This is a genomic window from Gilliamella sp. B2923 (genome assembly GCF_026536565.1).
Classification (GTDB): Bacteria; Pseudomonadota; Gammaproteobacteria; order Enterobacterales; family Orbaceae; genus Gilliamella.
Genome location: NZ_JAFNNZ010000002.1, coordinates 242,640 through 259,244 on the forward strand (window position 1 = coordinate 242,640; position 16,605 = coordinate 259,244).

Consider the following 16,605-nt stretch of genomic DNA (forward strand, 5'->3'; position numbering starts at 1 on the left):
CTCATTTGAACCCGAAAAAATATTAAATTGATAGAAAAATTGATAGATGTATATGGATAAGAGGAATACTAAAAAAAATATAATATATTGATTTATAAATAAATAGAGATGTATAGATATGAGATGAAGTGGAAAGTTGGCTCCTCCAACTGGACTTGAACCAGTGACATACGGATTAACAGTCCGCCGTTCTACCGACTGAACTATGGAGGAACACTCAACGGGGAGAATATTAACCATCAAAGGCTGCTGTGTCAATCGTTAATACACTAAATACAACCAACTGCTCACCTTATAAACAAATCACGCGATTTATATGCTATTATTAGCACTCTTTAGCTTAATATTGTTGATAAATTAATGAAAAAAAATATATGTGTTTTTTGTGGTGCCAGTGAGGGCACGTCTCCGGAATATCGTTTAGCCGCTGAACAATTAGGCAAAACCATTGCCAATCAAAACAGACGTTTGATCTACGGCGGTGGCAATAAAGGTTTAATGGGAATTATTGCTAATGCGGTCTTAGCCAATGGTGGTGAAGTTATTGGCGTTATTCCCGAACGTTTAGTACAAGCTGAGACAGCGCACCACGGTATTACCCGTTTAGAAGTCGTCGAAAATATGCATCAACGTAAAGCCAGGCTTTCTGAGCTAGCTGACGGTTTTATCGCTATGCCGGGCGGAACAGGCACGCTCGAAGAAGTTTTTGAAGTTTGGACGGGTATGCAAATAGGTTATCACGAAAAGCCGGTTGCTTTGTTTAATGTGAGCGGATTTTGGCAATCATTATTAAACTTTCTGGAACATTCGGTTAATGAGGGCTTTATTCGGGAAAGTTTTTATCAAACATTAATTGTGAGCGATAATAACGAATTAATACTTAAACGTATGGATGAGTTTGTACCTAAAGATTTGCAGCGTTGGGTAAAAAAATAAAACCTAATAACCGGAATAAAAAAACGCCATCATTTGACGGCGTTTTTAGTATTTTACTTCTGTTAAGCAGCTTGAGGATTTTCATTCACCGATTCGGGTGCTTTAATTAATGCATAAGCAATACCTGCAATAAGTGAACCGACAACAATTGATAATAAATATCCAACAACTGGTTTCACAACCCCAGGTATTGCCAAAGCAAATAATCCACCATGTGGAGTCATTAGCGTTGAACCAAATGCTAATGCCATACCACCAGTGATTGCTCCACCAATAATACAACAAGGGATTACACGTAGCGGATCACGCGCTGCAAAAGGAATCGCCCCTTCAGAGATAAAGCATAAGCCTAAAACTAGAGACGCTTTACCACTTTCTTGTTCTGCTTTAGCAAATTTTTTGCGAGCGATTAAAGTAGCTAATCCCATCGCTAATGGAGGAACCATTCCACCCGCCATAACTGCAGCCATAGGTGCATAAGCTTGTTCAGAAATCATACCAGTACCAAAAGCATAAGCAACTTTATTAATTGGCCCCCCCATATCAGTACACATCATACCGCCTAATAATGCACCTAACATAACAGCATTAGCACCATTGATTGTATTTAGCCATAAAGTAATACTTTTCATTAACCATGCGATTGGCGTACCAACAATAAATTGCATAACTAGACCAGTAATTAAAGTTGCAAGTAAAGGCACGATTAATATTGGTTTCAATGCTTCCATACTTTTTGGTAATGGTAAATATCTAGTAATAGCTAATGCAAAATAACCAGCAAAATAGCCAATAATAATACCACCTAAGAATCCTGCACCAGTTGAAACTGCAAGCAAACCACCAACAAGCCCCGGAGCAAGACCCGGTCGGTCTGCGATCGAGTAAGAGATATAACCGGCAAGTAAAGGCACCATTAACGAGAAGGCTAAACCACCAATTTCAGATAAATGAGTCTCACCGACCAGCTCATTTACAAGAACTTGCTTAACAACTTCTACGCCATTTTCAATTACTTTAACTGTTTTTAATACTTCTTGGAACTGACCAAAGGCAAAAGAGAGTGCAATAATCAATCCGCCCGCAACTACCATTGGTAACATATAAGAAACACCGGTTAAAAGATGTTGATAGACACCTTTTTTCTCATTGCTTGATTTTCCGGATGAGGCACCCGCCGAAGGTTGATAAACCGTCGCTTCTTCAAATGCTTTATCTAACTCTTGAGCAGTCTTTTTAAGAGCTGGACCAGTCTTAGTTCGGTATAGTTTTTTACCGGCAAATTTACTGAGATCGACATCGATATCGCAAGCTGCAATCACAACATCAGCCGCAGCGATCTCTTCTGGCGTTAATTCATTACCGACACCCACAGAACCACGGGTTTCTACTTTACACCACCAACCACGTTTTTTGGCTTCTTCTTCGATCGCTTCAGCTGCCATAAAGGTATGAGCAACACCGGTTGGACAAGCTGTGACCGCAACAATACGTTTTACACCAGTATCTGACTTAGATGCTGGCGCTGCTGAAGTTGATTGTTGGTAAACGCTCGCTTTAGTCGGCGCATCATTTAAAATCTGTTTAGGGTTAGCAAAGATTTCATTTAAATCTTCCACCACATAAACTTTTTTGCCTATCACAGACTTATCACCGATATCACCACCACCAACAGCAACAATGACATCAGCAGATTGAGCATTTTCTGCGATTTTTAAATTTAATGAATTGGCAGCTAAAGCTAGTTCTGCTTTAGCCAAACGTCCGTTAACCGGACCAGAATGACTACCTTCAACTATATATATATTCATGAATACTCCTATCCCGCAATTATTTCAATTTTTGAAAGCATGTTAGTGACTGCTTGACGGTCAGATATACCAACTCCTGCTTGTCCAACTGATAAAGCGGCAACACTTGATGCAAATACTAAGGTGTCTTTAATGGATAGATTAGTCATCAGACCATACATTAAACCACCAACCATAGAATCACCAGCACCAACAGTGCTAACTACCTGACATTTAGGCGGTTTTGCCAACCATGCTTCGTGTTTTGTTACCCATAAAGCACCTTTACTTCCTAGTGAAATTACCACGTTCTCAACACCGCCATCAATAAGTTCCATGGCAGCTGTTTTGATTTCCGGTAGGGTGGTTAATTTCCGTCCTACCCACATTTCTAATTCTTTATCATTAGGTTTAATTAACCATGGTTTGGCTTTTAAACCGGCAACCAAAGCATCTCTTGAGCTATCAAACACAATTTTTGGACAAATGGCTTTGACTTGTTTCATCCAATCAGTGAACTTATCAAGCGAAACGCCCGCTGGCAAACTACCACTGATTGCCACCATATCGATATCTTTCAACCATTCAAGCGAGCTTTTCACAAACAGTTGCCAGTCATTTTCGCTGATAGTAAAGCCGGAAAAATTAAGATCCGTCACTTCACTATTTTCTTCGGTCAATTTAACATTGATACGAGTACGGCCTTCAATCGTTTGGAATTTGTCGACCACATTTAAGGATTTGAATAACAAATTAAAACCATCACGATTTTCTTTACCTAAAAAGCCACCAACAGTCAATTTAACATCTAAATCAGATAATACTTTAGCGACATTAATGCCTTTGCCAGCGGCAAGTAAAGCATTAGTTTGAACTAGGTTCACATCACCAAGTTCCACTTTGGGACAAAATCCCAAAAGATCATAAGCGGGATTTAAGGTAATAGTTGCAACACGATATGTCATCACTAAACGCCCTCGCCTAAACCACTTTCAATTGCTTGACCAATTGCATCAAGGGCTTGTTGGGCATCATCACCCACAGCGGTAAATCTTAATCGGCTACCTTTTTTAGCACCCAAAGCGACAATTTTCATAAGACTGGTTGCGCTAACCGCTTCACCTTTACCGTCGAGATTTGCCACTGTAACTTTGCTGTTAAACTCTTTGACAAGTTTAACCAGTACTGACGAAGGACGGGTATGTAAACCGTTTTCATTTGGTACAATAAAATCACGCGTTAAGGTTTCACCACTGGTTTCAGTCGTGGTTGATTGATTCTGACTAACGGCTGATTCTGCTTGAGTATTATCACAAGCAACCCCCTCACCACCTGCTACCAGAAGATGATTAAGCGTATCAATATTGGCCGACAATAATTGATCTAATTTTTGGTTAAAGGTCAACGTTGCAATATTAGCAATAATTTCACACACGCTATCATCAGTTGCTGACATTGTGATTAATAATTTTACAGGGTTACCGTCTTGACTCAGATCACTGACTGTGCGACTAATTGCAATCGCATTTTTTAAGTTACCTTCTTTGCTATCATTTAACCAAACACCACTGCCTAAATAATTAGGTTTATTATCAAGCACATTAGCAATAAAAGATGCGTTAACGGCATTTTGTTGTTTTAAGCGTGAAGCATTTAATGCTTGTAATGTCGCTAGGCTGTCGGCGGTAATATCTAATAAGACACAATCATGATTAATACTAATTTGGCTATCTTGTGAACTCTCTTTACCGGTCAAAATGGCAATCGCATCATCGGCAGATTGAATATTTTTAATTCGTTCTTCAACACCGTCAGCACCCAGAACATGAGTCAGTTGACGCAATAGTTCGAGATGTTCATCAGAACTTGCCGCAATACCAATAGCTAAGTAAGCCTTTTCACCATCATCGCCCCATACAACACCTTCAGGGAAACAAAACACTTGTACGCCTGTTTTTTTAACTAAATGGCGGGTTTTAGTTGTACCATGAGGAATAGCAATACCGATACCCAGATAAGTTGCAGCTTGCTCTTCCCGTTCAAGCATACCATTAACATACCCTTCTTCCACATAACCGGCGTTAGTTAAGGCTGCTGCAATTTGTTTTATTGCTTCTGTTTTATTGGGTGCTTGTTCATTTAAATGAATATTTTCTTTAACTAAATGAAACATATAATAAATACCTCGGGGTTAAAATGTTAGATCTACTAAAATAACTCAGTAATTCTAAATCCATAATTGAATCATATTGAATCGTTTCAGCAATAATGAATACAAACTTATTAATTATCAAATATTTTATTTCTATTAATAATTAATCTGTGATCTAGATCTGATTTTTGTTAAAAATTCAAACAGCTTTTAATTCTTAAAGCTACCATCCCGACTAAAGCTACCACGATAGATTAACCGTCTTGGTATAACAGTAGTACCCGGTTGGTACTGTTTTTTCTGTAAACTATTTAATAATAACTCAATAGTTACTTTGGATACTGCTTTATGATCTTGAGAAAGCGCTATCACTTTACAAGGTAAAAAATCCAGTAATTCATTATCGCCAAATGTTGCAATAGTTAAATTTTCTGGTAGATGACCTAACTTTTTCAATATCGCATCAATTGCGCCTTGCAGTAATGAAAAAGAGGTTGAAAAAATACCATCTGGTATCTTATTTGTTTCCAGCCAGCAACTAAATGTTAGCGCTGCATCGTGCCGACTATAATTATTTACGCATAAAAAATCAACCCTATTACAGTGGTCTTGCGTAATATCTTTAAAACCTGCCATACGAAGCTGGCTTACAGATAAATTTGGTGATGCGCCAATATAAACAATATTACCCTTCACAAATTGATTAAATGTTTGCGCTAACATCTTTGAATCTTCTTTATCAGCCCCAACAATGTTTCTAAAGTGGTCTGCCGATAATGTTCTATCGAGCGCAAATAATGGAATTTCATTATTTTGCCAGTCATCATAAAAAGTATAATCATCATCAGACACGAAAGCAGATGAGATTATTAAGGCATCAACACGGCGTTGTCTAAGGTGTTTAACACTCTCTTTTTCTATTTCAGGATTATCTTCCGAACATGAAAGCAGTAGCTGATAACCCTCTTTGCGAACAAGTTGCTCTAGATAATTTGCTATTCGGGTATAACTATTATTTTCTAAATCGGGAATAATGATACCAATTGTGCGTGTTTTACCTGCTCTTAATCCTGCCGCTACCGCATTAGGTTGATAGTTATGCTCTTTTACAACCGCCATAACTTTTTCAATGGTTTTATCACTTACCCGATACTTCTTTGCTTTTCCATTAATTACATAGCTGGCAGTTGTTCTTGATACACCTGCTAGCAAAGCAATTTGTTCTAATTTCATTAAACTTTCTCAATCAAAAAACTGTTAGTAATTTAACCTAAATCAACTTACATTGTAAACATCGACCGTATTGTTTATGCGATGATTGGCAATGTTAACAAACAAAAAATAGTGTCGATATTACAAATGGTTACTTTAACCAACACCTAAGATAATTGATCAAATTAACTAATAATAGATAGCAATATTTTGATCATGCACATTCTCAATTTTAACGGGAGTATCAAAGATCTCTTCTAATATCGCCGCATCCATAATCTGTTTTGGCTCGCCTTGATAAATCAATTTCCCATCTTTCATCGCTAAAATATAGTCTGAATAAACCGATGCAAAATTGATGTCATGAATAACAATCACAATGGTTTTACCCAGCTCATCAGCCGCTCGCCGTAACTGTTTCATCATCGAAACTGCGTGTTTCATATCAAGATTGTTTAGCGGTTCATCAAGCAAAACATACTCCGTATCTTGACAAAGCACCATAGCAACATAAGCACGTTGTCGTTGTCCGCCGGAGAGTTCATCTAAAAAACGATCTTTATATTCAGTCAGATTTAAAAACTCGAGAGCACGATGAATATGCTCATAGTCATTAGCATTTAAGCGCCCTTTAGAATAGGGATAACGGCCAAAACCGACAAGGTCAAAGACGGTCAGCCGACTGGTAAAGCGATTTTCTTGTCTTAATACAGATAAGTAAGTGGCAAGTTTATCACTAGGTGTATCAACCACATTCATATTTTGAATTTTTACTTCGCCTTCGTCAGCCAATAGCAGACGACTTATTATTGAAAGTAACGTCGATTTGCCTGCACCATTGGGGCCAATGATTGTCGTAATGCCGCCTTGGGTTATAGTGGCATTGACATTTTTTAATACTGAAATTGATTGGTAATTTTTACTGATATTGTTAATTTCAATCACTTTGGCACCTTTTTCAATAATAAGAAGATAAATAAAGTGCCTCCAATAAACTCAATAACAATCGATAGCGCACCGACCATATTTAGCACTCGCTCTAAAAACATTTGTCCTCCTACAAGAAAAATAATGCCTAATAAAAAGGCTGTTGGTAGTAAGTAACGATGTTGGCTAGATCCACTTACGCTATAGGCTAAATTTGCAATCAGCAGACCTAAAAAAGTAAATGGTCCAACCAGCGCAGTAGAGATTGCAACTAAGATTGATACAAGTAATAAGATTATCGAGACATTTTTTTGATAATCGAGGCCTAAACTAATGGCATTATCACGCCCTAATGCTAACACATCAAATCGATAGCGCATTTGCCACAAAACCAGCCCAATTATGGTTACAATAGCTAGCGAAAATAGAATTAACACAGGTTCCGCTCGAGTAAAGGTCGCAAAAATGCGGCTTTGCAATACAGCAAATTCTGTCGGCGTCATTAATCGCTGTAATAAATTGGAAAAACTACGAAATAGTGTGCCTAGAACAATACCAATTAATAGCACCAAATGAAGATTTTGCTTAAGTTTAGTTAATAAGCCTTGATATAAAAAGAGTGAAAAGAATATCAAGACTAAAGATTCAAATATAAATTTTCCTATTACGCCAATAAAAGGGATGCCTTGAATATCAATAAAAAATATGATTATAGTTTGAATTAAAACAAACAATGATTCAAACCCCATTATCGATGGCGTTAATATTCGATTATTGGTTAGGGTTTGGAATAGTAGCGTTGAGGTTGACGCTGAAAACGCAACTAAAATCATGGTTAACATAATCCATGTTCGATGCATGAGAATATAGTTGATGTTTCCTTTCAAATTAATGGTCATAAAGCAAGTAATGCAAACTAGAGCGAGAACTAACAGTATTATCACCCGTTTTGCGCTGGAAAACTGACGGTTTAGATTAACGGACATGACGTTTTTGACTCAATAAAACTAAAAAGATAACTGCACCTATAACACCAAGGATAACACTCACAGGAATTTCGAATGGATATCGGATAACACGCCCAATAATGTCACATATTAACACTAATCCACTGCCCAAAAGACAAATCCATGGAATCGTTTTACGGACATTGTCCCCCATTAATAAGCTTACAATATTGGGGACAATCAATCCTAAAAATGGCAATACGCCAACAACAACGACAACAATTCCCCCGATAAGTGCGATAACAATAAGGCCAATTAACATCACTCGGCGATAATTGAGACCAACATTAACCGAAAAATCACGCCCTAAACCGACCACCGTGAACTGATCGGCATTCCAACAAGCTAGCAACGTTAGTCCCCCAACTAACCATAAGAGTTCATATCGTCCTTGTAAAATTCCGGAAAAATCACCCGATTCCCACCCAGCAAGAGACTGCAATAAATCAAAATACATTGCGAAGAAAGTGGTAATTGCGCTAATCACAGCCCCAAGCATAATGCCGATAAGTGGTACCATAAGTGCAGATTTATACATAATTTTCCGGGAAATATACATAAAAATCAGCGTCCCGAACAAAGCAAATAGGCTTGCAACAACCATTTTGATCATGACGCTAGCAGCAGGCGCAAAGACCATCATTACCAGCAGCCCTAAACTTGCTGCTTGCGTCGTGCCTACAAGGGAGGGTTCAACAAATCGATTTTGAGTGAGCAACTGCATAATCAAGCCAGCCACACTCATTGCACTACCTGCTAATAATAATGCTAGTGTTCGAGGGAGTCGGCTAACAAAAAAGATTTCTCGCATGTTACTGTCAGTCCAGAGTTCTGATAATGTGACATTCCCTGCACCAATAAACAGACTTACGACAACCATTACCATTAAAAAGACAATGGCTGTCATAAAATAAAACGATTTAATCATACTTTAATTATTCGTTGATGTTTTTTGCAACGCTTCTTCTATTTGATCCATCAATCGACTATAAGTTTGAATACCACCAGCAATATACATTGATGTTGAATCCAGATAAACAATATGATTATTTTTCCATGCGGCAGTTTTTTGGATCAATTCATTATTTAAAACTTGTTGTGCGGATAACGCTTCTTTATTACCAATGGCACTATCACGGTCTATAACAAATATCCACTGCGGGTCAACACTCAAAACAAATTCACTGGTGATCGAATTACCATGACGGCCTGCTTCTTGGAAAACAGCTGCCGGCTTGAAACCTAAAACATCAAACACAAAGCCAAAACGAGATTTTGGACCATAAGCTGACATTTTGCCACCATTAACCATAATCATTAACGCCGAACCGGCTGTACTTGTTTTTGGTTTTAGTTGTTCTATTTTTTGATTAAAGTCTTCAATCAATTTAGATGCTTCTTTCTCTTTTTCAAAAATCCAACCTAATTGGCGAGTTCGCTCAGTTAAACTCGCTAAGAAATTATTGGAATCGATATCTAAGGAGATTGTTTTTGCTAATTTTTCTAATTTTGGATAGGCATCAGTTGCTCGTCCACCTGCTATAATTAAGTCAGGATTGATAGAGCTAAGTACTTCGTAATTAGGCTCAAACAAAGTCCCAATGTTAGTATAGGACTTATCACTATATTTAGATAAGAAATCAGGTAAATGGACATCTGATTGTGGCACAGCTGTGACTGGAATATTTAATGCATCAATAATATCAAGCGTTGCAATGTTAAAAACAGCGACTTTTTTGGGAGCATACTCAAACGATGTTTCGCCTTGAGCGTGTTTAATTATCAGAGCATCTTTCCAAATATTGGTATTGGAATAATCTGTCTTTTGGTTATTCTTATTATTATCGCACCCAACAACTAACAGCAATACAGCAAACAGCACTGTAATTTTAACTTTGATAAATGAATACATATGAACTCCTATTAACTTGTTTAGATAAAACAAAATAAATGATAAATAATAATCATTATCATTAAATTGTATCTAAAAACAACTCAGTGTTCAATAAACTTCAAAGAATATGTAAAATTAACGTTAAATAAGGAGAAATCATATCTATTGCAAAACATTATAATAAAAAATTTATATATTCATCAGTGTGCACCACGATCATTTTCATTGGATAACTCTTTTAATTTTCGGGTTAAAGTATTGCGCCCCCAACCTAATAAATTAGCAGCATCTTGTTTATGACCTCGGGTAAAATTTAGTGCGCAATTTAATAAGATACGCTCAACATCTGCAACAGCTTCGGTTAATATTCCTGTCTTACCTGCGACTAAAGCTTGTTTAGCCCAATTTTCTAACTCATGTTGCCAGTTCGAATTAGATACCGACATCACAGGGGGCGATATTTCATTTGGTTCGCTAATATTAGCTGTGCATGGATGAAGCAATTCAGCAGGTAAATCCTGAACCAGTATCTCTTTACTTGAAGACATAACAGTCACCCACCGGCAAACGTTTTCGAGCTGTCTTACATTACCTGGCCAATTAAACAGGCATAAAATTTCAAGTGCCTGCGGACTTAATACTTTACTTTCAACCCCTAATTCTTGAGCGGTGGTATGCAAAAAATGCTCGGCAAGTTTTGGAATATCTTGAGAGCGATCACGTAATGGTGGCAATAAAATACGAATTACATTGAGTCGATGAAACAGATCTTCCCGGAATTTACCTTCTCTAACTCGAGCTTGTAAGTCTTGATGCGTAGCAGCAATAATTCTCACATCAACTTTAATTGGTGAATAACCACCAATTCGATAAAATTGCCCGTCCGCAAGTACTCTTAATAATCGGGTTTGTACATCTAATGGCATATCGCCAATTTCATCTAAAAATAGCGTACCGCCATTGGCTTGTTCAAATCGCCCATGTCTGATTTGTGCCGCACCAGTAAAAGCGCCCTTTTCGTGCCCAAAAAGTTCAGATTCAATCAGATCTTTTGGAATGGCCGCCATATTAAGTGCAATAAATGGCGATTGCGCACGTGGGCTATGGGTATGTAACGCTTTAGCGACCAGCTCTTTACCTGTTCCTGATTCCCCATTAATAAGAACACTAATTGAGGATTTAGATAACCGCCCAATAATACGAAACACTTCCTGCATTGAAGGTGCTTCACCAATAATACCAGTCGATGCTTTTACCGTAGTGGTATGCGAGGAATTATTGCTCTGATTTTGTAAAATAGCTCGTTCAACCAATTGAATAACTTCATCAACATCAAAAGGTTTAGGGATATAATCATAAGCGCCACGTTGATAAGCATTAACAGCCGCATCTAAATCCGAATGTGCCGTCATAATAATCACCGGTAAATTAGGCATCTGCTCCTTTATGTGGTGCAGTAACGTTAGTCCGTCAATCCCAGGCATTTTTATATCGGATATTAAAACTGCTGGTTTTTGGGGATGATTGACTAAAGCATCGATGACTGCTTGCCCGCTGGAAAAGCTGACGCAATGAAAATGCGCATTAGTCAGCGCTTTTTCTAATACCCAACGAATCGAACTATCATCATCAACAATCCAAACATTCATTATCATTTACCTCATTGTTTGATTGGCAAATAAATTGAAAACTCTGTATGACCCGGCCAACTATTGAACTCAATTTTGCCATGATGTTGATCCACAATATTATGCGCAATTGAAAGCCCGATGCCGGTACCCCCTTCGTAACCACTTACCATAGGATAGAAAAGGGTATCTTGAATATGCATTGGCACTCCCGGTCCATTATCTTCAATATCAATGCGTGCACATAGCCGATAACGCTGGCCATGTATAGTCACTTGAAAAGCGGTTCTGGTTCTGATAGTAATTGTGCCGGTTTTTGCACCAATTGCTTGCAAAGCATTACGAACAATATTTAAAACAACCTGTTCTATCTGTTCGGAATCATGAATTAAATCCGGTAGGCTTGGATCGTAATCACGCAAAATTTGTACATTGTCCGGCTTTTCAAGGCACAATAGCGCATAGATTCGTTCAATAGCTTTATGAATATTTTGCTCTTGTTGTAGTAATCGTTGCTGAGGACCTAACAACCGATCGACGAGGTTTCTTAATCTATCCGCTTGTTCAATAATAATCTTAGTATAATCTTGTAGCTCGTTTTTCGGTAACTGGCGAGATAATAACTGGGCGGCGCCGCGTAGGCCACCTAAAGGATTTTTAATTTCATGAGCAAGCCCACGGATTAGATCACGAGCCGCACTCTGCTGCGCTTGCTGTAATTGCTCTTGACTCAATCGTTTATGATTATTTAATGGCGCCATTTCGAGCAAAATTTGCCCATTAGGTAGGAGTTGAGCGGTTAACGATAAAATATGTAATTCATCGTTAATCACTAAGTTGACTTCATTATCGGTAAAACCTTGATTTTGATCTAAAGCGTTTTGCATCAAATCAATATCCAACGAAAAGTAACCCAATAGATCGGGCAGATAGCTATCTAATAATTTTTTCGTGCTTTGCGCTAAAAGCTGCTGAGCTGCTGTATTGGCATAACGAATATGGAGTTGTTTATCAAGTAACAAAATACTTGTAATCATCGAATCGAGAACAAGATTAGCATCAGATTCATTATCAAATGTCATCGCAGGATTTCCGTCCTCATTTAAAACCACCGCCTGTAAGCGGTGGATTAATTTTTATCAAATAGCTGATAGACGATAATGTTATCAACATTAACGTTATAAACTATAGTAAAGCTCAAATTCGACAGGATGTGGAGTCATACGTACACGATCAACGTCTTGACGTTTTAAATCAATATAAGCATCAATCGTATCATTCGTAAATACATTACCACGTGTTAAAAATTCACGATCGGCATCTAATGCATTAAGCGCTTCTTCCAATGAACCTGCTACTTGAGGAATTAATTTAGATTCTTCCGGTGGTAAATCATATAAGTTTTTATCCATTGCATCGCCCGGATGAATTTTGTTAATGATACCGTCTAAACCAGCCATTAACTGAGCAGCGAATGATAAATATGGATTACCGGCTGGATCAGGGAAACGAACTTCAATACGGCGTGCTTTCGGGCTAGTCACAACCGGAATACGAATTGAAGCAGAACGGTTACGAGCAGAGTAGGCAAGCATAACGGGTGCTTCATAACCCGGTACTAAACGTTTATATGAGTTAGTCGCAGGGTTAGTAAACGCATTGATAGCCTTAGCATGTTTAATGATACCGCCGATATAGAATAATGCCATTTCTGAAAGGCCAGCATATTTATCACCTGCAAATAAGTTAACCCCATCTTTGGCTAAAGATTGGTGGCAGTGCATACCTGAACCATTATCGCCAAACATCGGTTTTGGCATAAATGTTGCGGTTTTACCATAAGCATGCGCAACATTTTGTACCACATATTTATAAATTTGTACTTCATCAGCTTTCTTAGTTAGCGTATTAAAGCGACAAGCAATTTCGTTTTGTCCGGCTGTTGCCACTTCATGGTGATGCGCTTCAACAACTAAGCCAAGTTGTTCCATAATTAAACACATTTCAGAACGAATATCTTGCGATGAATCAACTGGCGGAAGTGGGAAGTAACCACCTTTAACGCCCGGACGATGCCCTTTATTGCCTTCTTCGTATTTAGTCCCTGAGTTCCAAGCCGCCTCAATATCATCAATATGAACAAAACTACCCGACATTGGCGTTCCAAAACGAACGTCATCAAATAGGAAGAATTCCGGTTCTGGTCCAAAAATAACGGTGTCGGCAATGCCTGAAGATTTCAAAAACTCTTCAGCACGTTTAGCGATCGAACGTGGATCGCGATCATAACCTTGTAGCGTTGCTGGTTCTAATACGTCACAACGGAGATTTAATGTCACATCTTCAAAAAATGGATCGATAACGGCACTTGAAGCATCTGGCATTAATACCATGTCTGATTCATTAATACCTTTCCAACCTGCGATTGATGAGCCGTCAAACATCTTACCGTCTTCAAAGAAATCAGCATCAATTTGACTAACCGGTATTGTAACGTGTTGCTCTTTACCTTTTGTATCAGTAAAACGTAAATCGACAAATTTAACATCGTTTTCTTTAATTAGTGTTAATACTTTTTGTATAGACATGAATCTTCTCCATTAAGGACAAATAATTGTTCAGTTCGTAAGGCATTGTTGCCAAAGGTTTATAAGTTGCTAAACTATATGCAAATATAATGCCACTTTTTAAAATGCCTTATTTCGGTGAATTTAATGGATCGATGATAACACAAATGAAACTTACGCACCAAAATAAAGCAAAACAAGATTGATTACGCACCAAAATTGAGCGCAATTGTGCCATTTTGCTTATTTAATGGGTAGATTTTGCTTGAATCTTCACTCTTGGTTAAATTAAAGCTGAGCAATATTGAAAAAAAAGCACCAAAATAATAAATTGTTTTATTTGCGTTATCCGACTTTATAAATCTCAATAAATATTATTTTGTGTTTACAAGATTTTCTTATTGGTACTATATTTCAGTGCATAATATCGTTATAATCTCTTCTTATATTGAAAAATTCAGGTAAATATACAAGTATGGACTTTATTACTCTCGAAATTATACCTTTTATTAAAAATCACCTTTTACTATCTTTAGGTTGGATTGTCCTATTTATTGCAATCATCGTATTAACAGTTAAAAGTAAATTATCAAAAGTAAAAATCATTAATAACGCCCAAGCGATTAATATGATCAATAAGCTCGATGCGGTTATTATCGATATTCGTTCAGCTGATAGCTTTAAAAAAGGGCATATCACTCAATCACACAATATCTTACCGATTGATATCAAAAATGCGAATGCAAAAACAATTGATAAATTTAAAGAAAATCTCATAATTTTAGTTGACGAGAATGGTTTATCATCATCAAGTATTGGTGAACTCCTTGTCAAACAAGGTTTTTTAAACGTATTTACGTTAAAAGACGGCATTGCTGGGTGGAATGGCGAAAATCTACCATTAGTAAAAAAATAATATAATATCATTTCAAAATAAGGTTTTATCATGACAGAACAAAACAATACACAACAAGCTGAAACACAATTTGCTATTCAACGAATTTATACCAAAGATGTTTCTTTCGAAACAAATAACGTGCCAGAAATTTTTACTAAACAATGGCAACCAGAGATGAATTTAGAACTTAATTCATCTTCACAAACACTAAGTGATAGTGTTTTTGAAGTATCACTCAGAGTCACCATTACCGTAAAACAACAAGAAGAAGTTGTGTATATTTGTGAAGTCACTCAATCTGGGATATTTTCATTAATTGGCTTTGAAGAAGGTCAAATTCAACATTGTCTTGGTGCATATTGTCCAAATATTTTATTCCCATATGCACGTGAAGTGGTGGCAAGTTTAGTGAATAAAGGGACATTCCCACAACTTAACTTAGAACCAGTCAATTTTGAAGCATTGTATTTGAACTATCTTCAACAACAACAGCAACAACAAGCTGAAAATGAGTCTTCAGATACTTTACAATAATTATTGTTTTAAAGTTAACTAAATACTTAATTGGATCATTTATGAAAAAAGATGCTGCTGTGACAGTAATTGGTGCGGGTTCTTATGGCACTTCGCTGGCGATATTACTAGCACGAAATGGTCATCGAACATTATTATGGGGGCATAACCCTGATAAAATGGCCATTTTGCAGCATGACAGGCAAAATAATCAATTTTTGCCTGATATCCCTTTTCCTGACTTACTGTATATTGAAAGTGACCTTGGCACGGCAGTTGCTGCGTCCCCTATTTTACTTATCGTAGTACCTAGTCATGCATTTGGTAACATTCTTAAACAAATTAAACCATTTTTGCGAAAAGACAGTAAAATCGTTTGGGCAACCAAAGGACTTGAAGTTGATACCGGCAGGCTACTGCAAGATGTCGCAAGAGAGATTCTGGGTGATAAAATTCCCCTTGCTGTCATATCGGGGCCGACCTTTGCTAAAGAAGTTGCATCTGGCTTGCCAACGGCAGTGACAGTTGCTTCTACCGATGATCAGTTTTTAACTGAACTACAAAATCTATTCCACTGTAGTAAAAGTTTTCGGGTTTATAGCAGTAAAGACTTTATTGGTGTGCAACTTGGTGGCGCAATTAAGAACGTTATTGCTATCGGCGCAGGCTTATCTGACGGGCTAGGCTTTGGTGCAAATGCAAGAACGGCTTTGATCACTCGTGGACTGGCAGAAATGATGCGGCTAGGCGCAGCGCTCGGCGCAGATCCGGCAACTTTTATGGGGATGGCTGGTTTAGGCGATTTAGTTCTCACCTGCACAGATAACCAATCTCGTAATCGTCGTTTTGGGATTTTACTCGGGCAAAATAAAACGATTAAACAAGCGCAAGATATCATTGCTCAAGTTGTTGAAGGATGCAAAAACACCAAAGAAGTTTGGATGCTTGCACAAAAATATCATGTCGATATGCCTATCACCGAACAAATCTATAAAATTCTTTATGAAGGCAAAGATCCTAAACAAGCTGCCATGACCTTACTTGGACGTTCACAAAAACAAGAACTGCAAAGCTAAAGTTA

The 16,605-nt window shown here is 37.6% G+C and carries 15 protein-coding genes and 1 tRNA gene; 4 read left to right on the forward strand and 12 right to left on the reverse strand.

From position 1 onward, the window contains the following. Window positions 1-137 precede the first annotated feature (137 nt). A tRNA-Asn gene (locus tag J3U42_RS03815) sits at window positions 138-213 on the reverse strand. A 147-nt stretch (window positions 214-360) separates the two neighbouring features. On the opposite strand from J3U42_RS03815, the gene J3U42_RS03820 reads away from it, so the two are divergent. Beyond that, window positions 361-936 (forward strand): TIGR00730 family Rossman fold protein, encoded by a 576-nt coding sequence (locus J3U42_RS03820; RefSeq protein WP_267335608.1) that lies wholly within the window; start codon window positions 361-363, stop codon window positions 934-936. A 62-nt stretch (window positions 937-998) separates the two neighbouring features. On the opposite strand, the gene fruA is transcribed toward J3U42_RS03820, so the two are convergent. From fruA to glnA, 11 genes are all read right to left on the reverse strand, one after another. Next, the gene (fruA, locus tag J3U42_RS03825; RefSeq protein WP_267335610.1) at window positions 999-2,747 is read right to left on the reverse strand and encodes a PTS fructose transporter subunit IIBC; all 1,749 of its coding nucleotides are present in this window, start codon (window positions 2,745-2,747) and stop codon (window positions 999-1,001) included. Between the two features lie 8 nt (window positions 2,748-2,755). After that, window positions 2,756-3,691 carry a 1-phosphofructokinase gene (fruK, locus tag J3U42_RS03830; protein WP_267329422.1) on the reverse strand — a complete coding sequence of 312 codons (936 nt, stop codon included), beginning with the start codon at window positions 3,689-3,691 and terminating at the stop codon, window positions 2,756-2,758. Window positions 3,692-3,693: 2 nt separating this feature from the next. Then, window positions 3,694-4,899, reverse strand: coding sequence for a fused PTS fructose transporter subunit IIA/HPr protein (gene fruB / locus J3U42_RS03835; RefSeq protein ID WP_267335612.1), 1,206 nt, complete (start codon window positions 4,897-4,899; stop codon window positions 3,694-3,696). Window positions 4,900-5,088: 189 nt separating this feature from the next. Then, window positions 5,089-6,111, reverse strand: a complete 1,023-nt coding sequence (gene cra / locus J3U42_RS03840) for a catabolite repressor/activator (RefSeq protein WP_267335614.1) — start codon at window positions 6,109-6,111, stop codon at window positions 5,089-5,091. 168 nt (window positions 6,112-6,279) lie between these two features. Next, a complete protein-coding gene (locus J3U42_RS03845; protein WP_267329419.1) occupies window positions 6,280-7,035 on the reverse strand; it encodes an ABC transporter ATP-binding protein in 756 nt (251 codons plus the stop codon). Next, the gene (locus tag J3U42_RS03850) at window positions 7,032-8,003 is read right to left on the reverse strand and encodes an iron chelate uptake ABC transporter family permease subunit (RefSeq protein WP_267329418.1); all 972 of its coding nucleotides are present in this window, start codon (window positions 8,001-8,003) and stop codon (window positions 7,032-7,034) included. The genes J3U42_RS03845 and J3U42_RS03850 overlap by 4 nt, the downstream gene beginning before the upstream one ends. Further along, entirely contained in the window at window positions 7,993-8,949 is a 957-nt protein-coding gene (locus J3U42_RS03855) for an ABC transporter permease (RefSeq protein WP_366518707.1), read from the reverse strand. Before J3U42_RS03855 ends, J3U42_RS03850 begins: the two co-directional genes overlap by 11 nt. A 6-nt stretch (window positions 8,950-8,955) precedes the next feature. Then, window positions 8,956-9,936: a siderophore ABC transporter substrate-binding protein gene (locus J3U42_RS03860; RefSeq protein WP_267335616.1), complete on the reverse strand. Its 981-nt coding sequence runs from the start codon at window positions 9,934-9,936 to the stop codon at window positions 8,956-8,958. Between the two features lie 182 nt (window positions 9,937-10,118). Continuing rightward, window positions 10,119-11,567, reverse strand: a complete 1,449-nt coding sequence (glnG, locus tag J3U42_RS03865; protein ID WP_267335618.1) for a nitrogen regulation protein NR(I) — start codon at window positions 11,565-11,567, stop codon at window positions 10,119-10,121. Window positions 11,568-11,578: 11 nt separating this feature from the next. Beyond that, window positions 11,579-12,628 (reverse strand): nitrogen regulation protein NR(II), encoded by a 1,050-nt coding sequence (gene glnL, locus J3U42_RS03870; protein ID WP_220218880.1) that lies wholly within the window; start codon window positions 12,626-12,628, stop codon window positions 11,579-11,581. Window positions 12,629-12,724: 96 nt separating this feature from the next. After that, window positions 12,725-14,134, reverse strand: a complete 1,410-nt coding sequence (glnA, locus tag J3U42_RS03875) for a glutamate--ammonia ligase (RefSeq protein ID WP_220218879.1) — start codon at window positions 14,132-14,134, stop codon at window positions 12,725-12,727. Between the two features lie 454 nt (window positions 14,135-14,588). Here glnA and J3U42_RS03880 point away from each other — a divergent pair, with 454 nt between their 5' ends. The 3 genes from J3U42_RS03880 to gpsA are packed head-to-tail and all read left to right on the forward strand — an operon-like array spanning window position 14,589 to window position 16,600. After that, on the forward strand, window positions 14,589-15,029 hold the full coding sequence (locus tag J3U42_RS03880) for a rhodanese-like domain-containing protein (RefSeq protein ID WP_220218878.1): 441 nt from the start codon (window positions 14,589-14,591) through the stop codon (window positions 15,027-15,029). Between the two features lie 30 nt (window positions 15,030-15,059). Next, entirely contained in the window at window positions 15,060-15,545 is a 486-nt protein-coding gene (secB, locus tag J3U42_RS03885; protein WP_267335620.1) for a protein-export chaperone SecB, read from the forward strand. Between the two features lie 41 nt (window positions 15,546-15,586). After that, complete coding sequence (gene gpsA / locus J3U42_RS03890) at window positions 15,587-16,600, forward strand: NAD(P)H-dependent glycerol-3-phosphate dehydrogenase (protein WP_267329414.1); 1,014 nt, start codon at window positions 15,587-15,589, stop codon at window positions 16,598-16,600. Window positions 16,601-16,605 lie beyond the last annotated feature (5 nt).

Bases quoted from the DNA above. Each gene is read 5' to 3' on its own strand.
- J3U42_RS03820 (WP_267335608.1), top strand. From the start codon at position 361: ATGAAAAAAAATATATGTGTTTTTTGTGGTGCCAGTGAGGGCACGTCT.
- fruA (WP_267335610.1), bottom strand. From the start codon at position 2,747: ATGAATATATATATAGTTGAAGGTAGTCATTCTGGTCCGGTTAACGGA.
- fruK (WP_267329422.1), bottom strand. From the start codon at position 3,691: ATGACATATCGTGTTGCAACTATTACCTTAAATCCCGCTTATGATCTT.
- fruB (WP_267335612.1), bottom strand. From the start codon at position 4,899: ATGTTTCATTTAGTTAAAGAAAATATTCATTTAAATGAACAAGCACCC.
- cra (WP_267335614.1), bottom strand. From the start codon at position 6,111: ATGAAATTAGAACAAATTGCTTTGCTAGCAGGTGTATCAAGAACAACT.
- J3U42_RS03850 (WP_267329418.1), bottom strand. From the start codon at position 8,003: ATGTCCGTTAATCTAAACCGTCAGTTTTCCAGCGCAAAACGGGTGATA.
- J3U42_RS03860 (WP_267335616.1), bottom strand. From the start codon at position 9,936: ATGTATTCATTTATCAAAGTTAAAATTACAGTGCTGTTTGCTGTATTG.
- glnG (WP_267335618.1), bottom strand. From the start codon at position 11,567: ATGAATGTTTGGATTGTTGATGATGATAGTTCGATTCGTTGGGTATTA.
- glnL (WP_220218880.1), bottom strand. From the start codon at position 12,628: ATGACATTTGATAATGAATCTGATGCTAATCTTGTTCTCGATTCGATG.
- glnA (WP_220218879.1), bottom strand. From the start codon at position 14,134: ATGTCTATACAAAAAGTATTAACACTAATTAAAGAAAACGATGTTAAA.
- J3U42_RS03880 (WP_220218878.1), top strand. From the start codon at position 14,589: ATGGACTTTATTACTCTCGAAATTATACCTTTTATTAAAAATCACCTT.
- secB (WP_267335620.1), top strand. From the start codon at position 15,060: ATGACAGAACAAAACAATACACAACAAGCTGAAACACAATTTGCTATT.
- gpsA (WP_267329414.1), top strand. From the start codon at position 15,587: ATGAAAAAAGATGCTGCTGTGACAGTAATTGGTGCGGGTTCTTATGGC.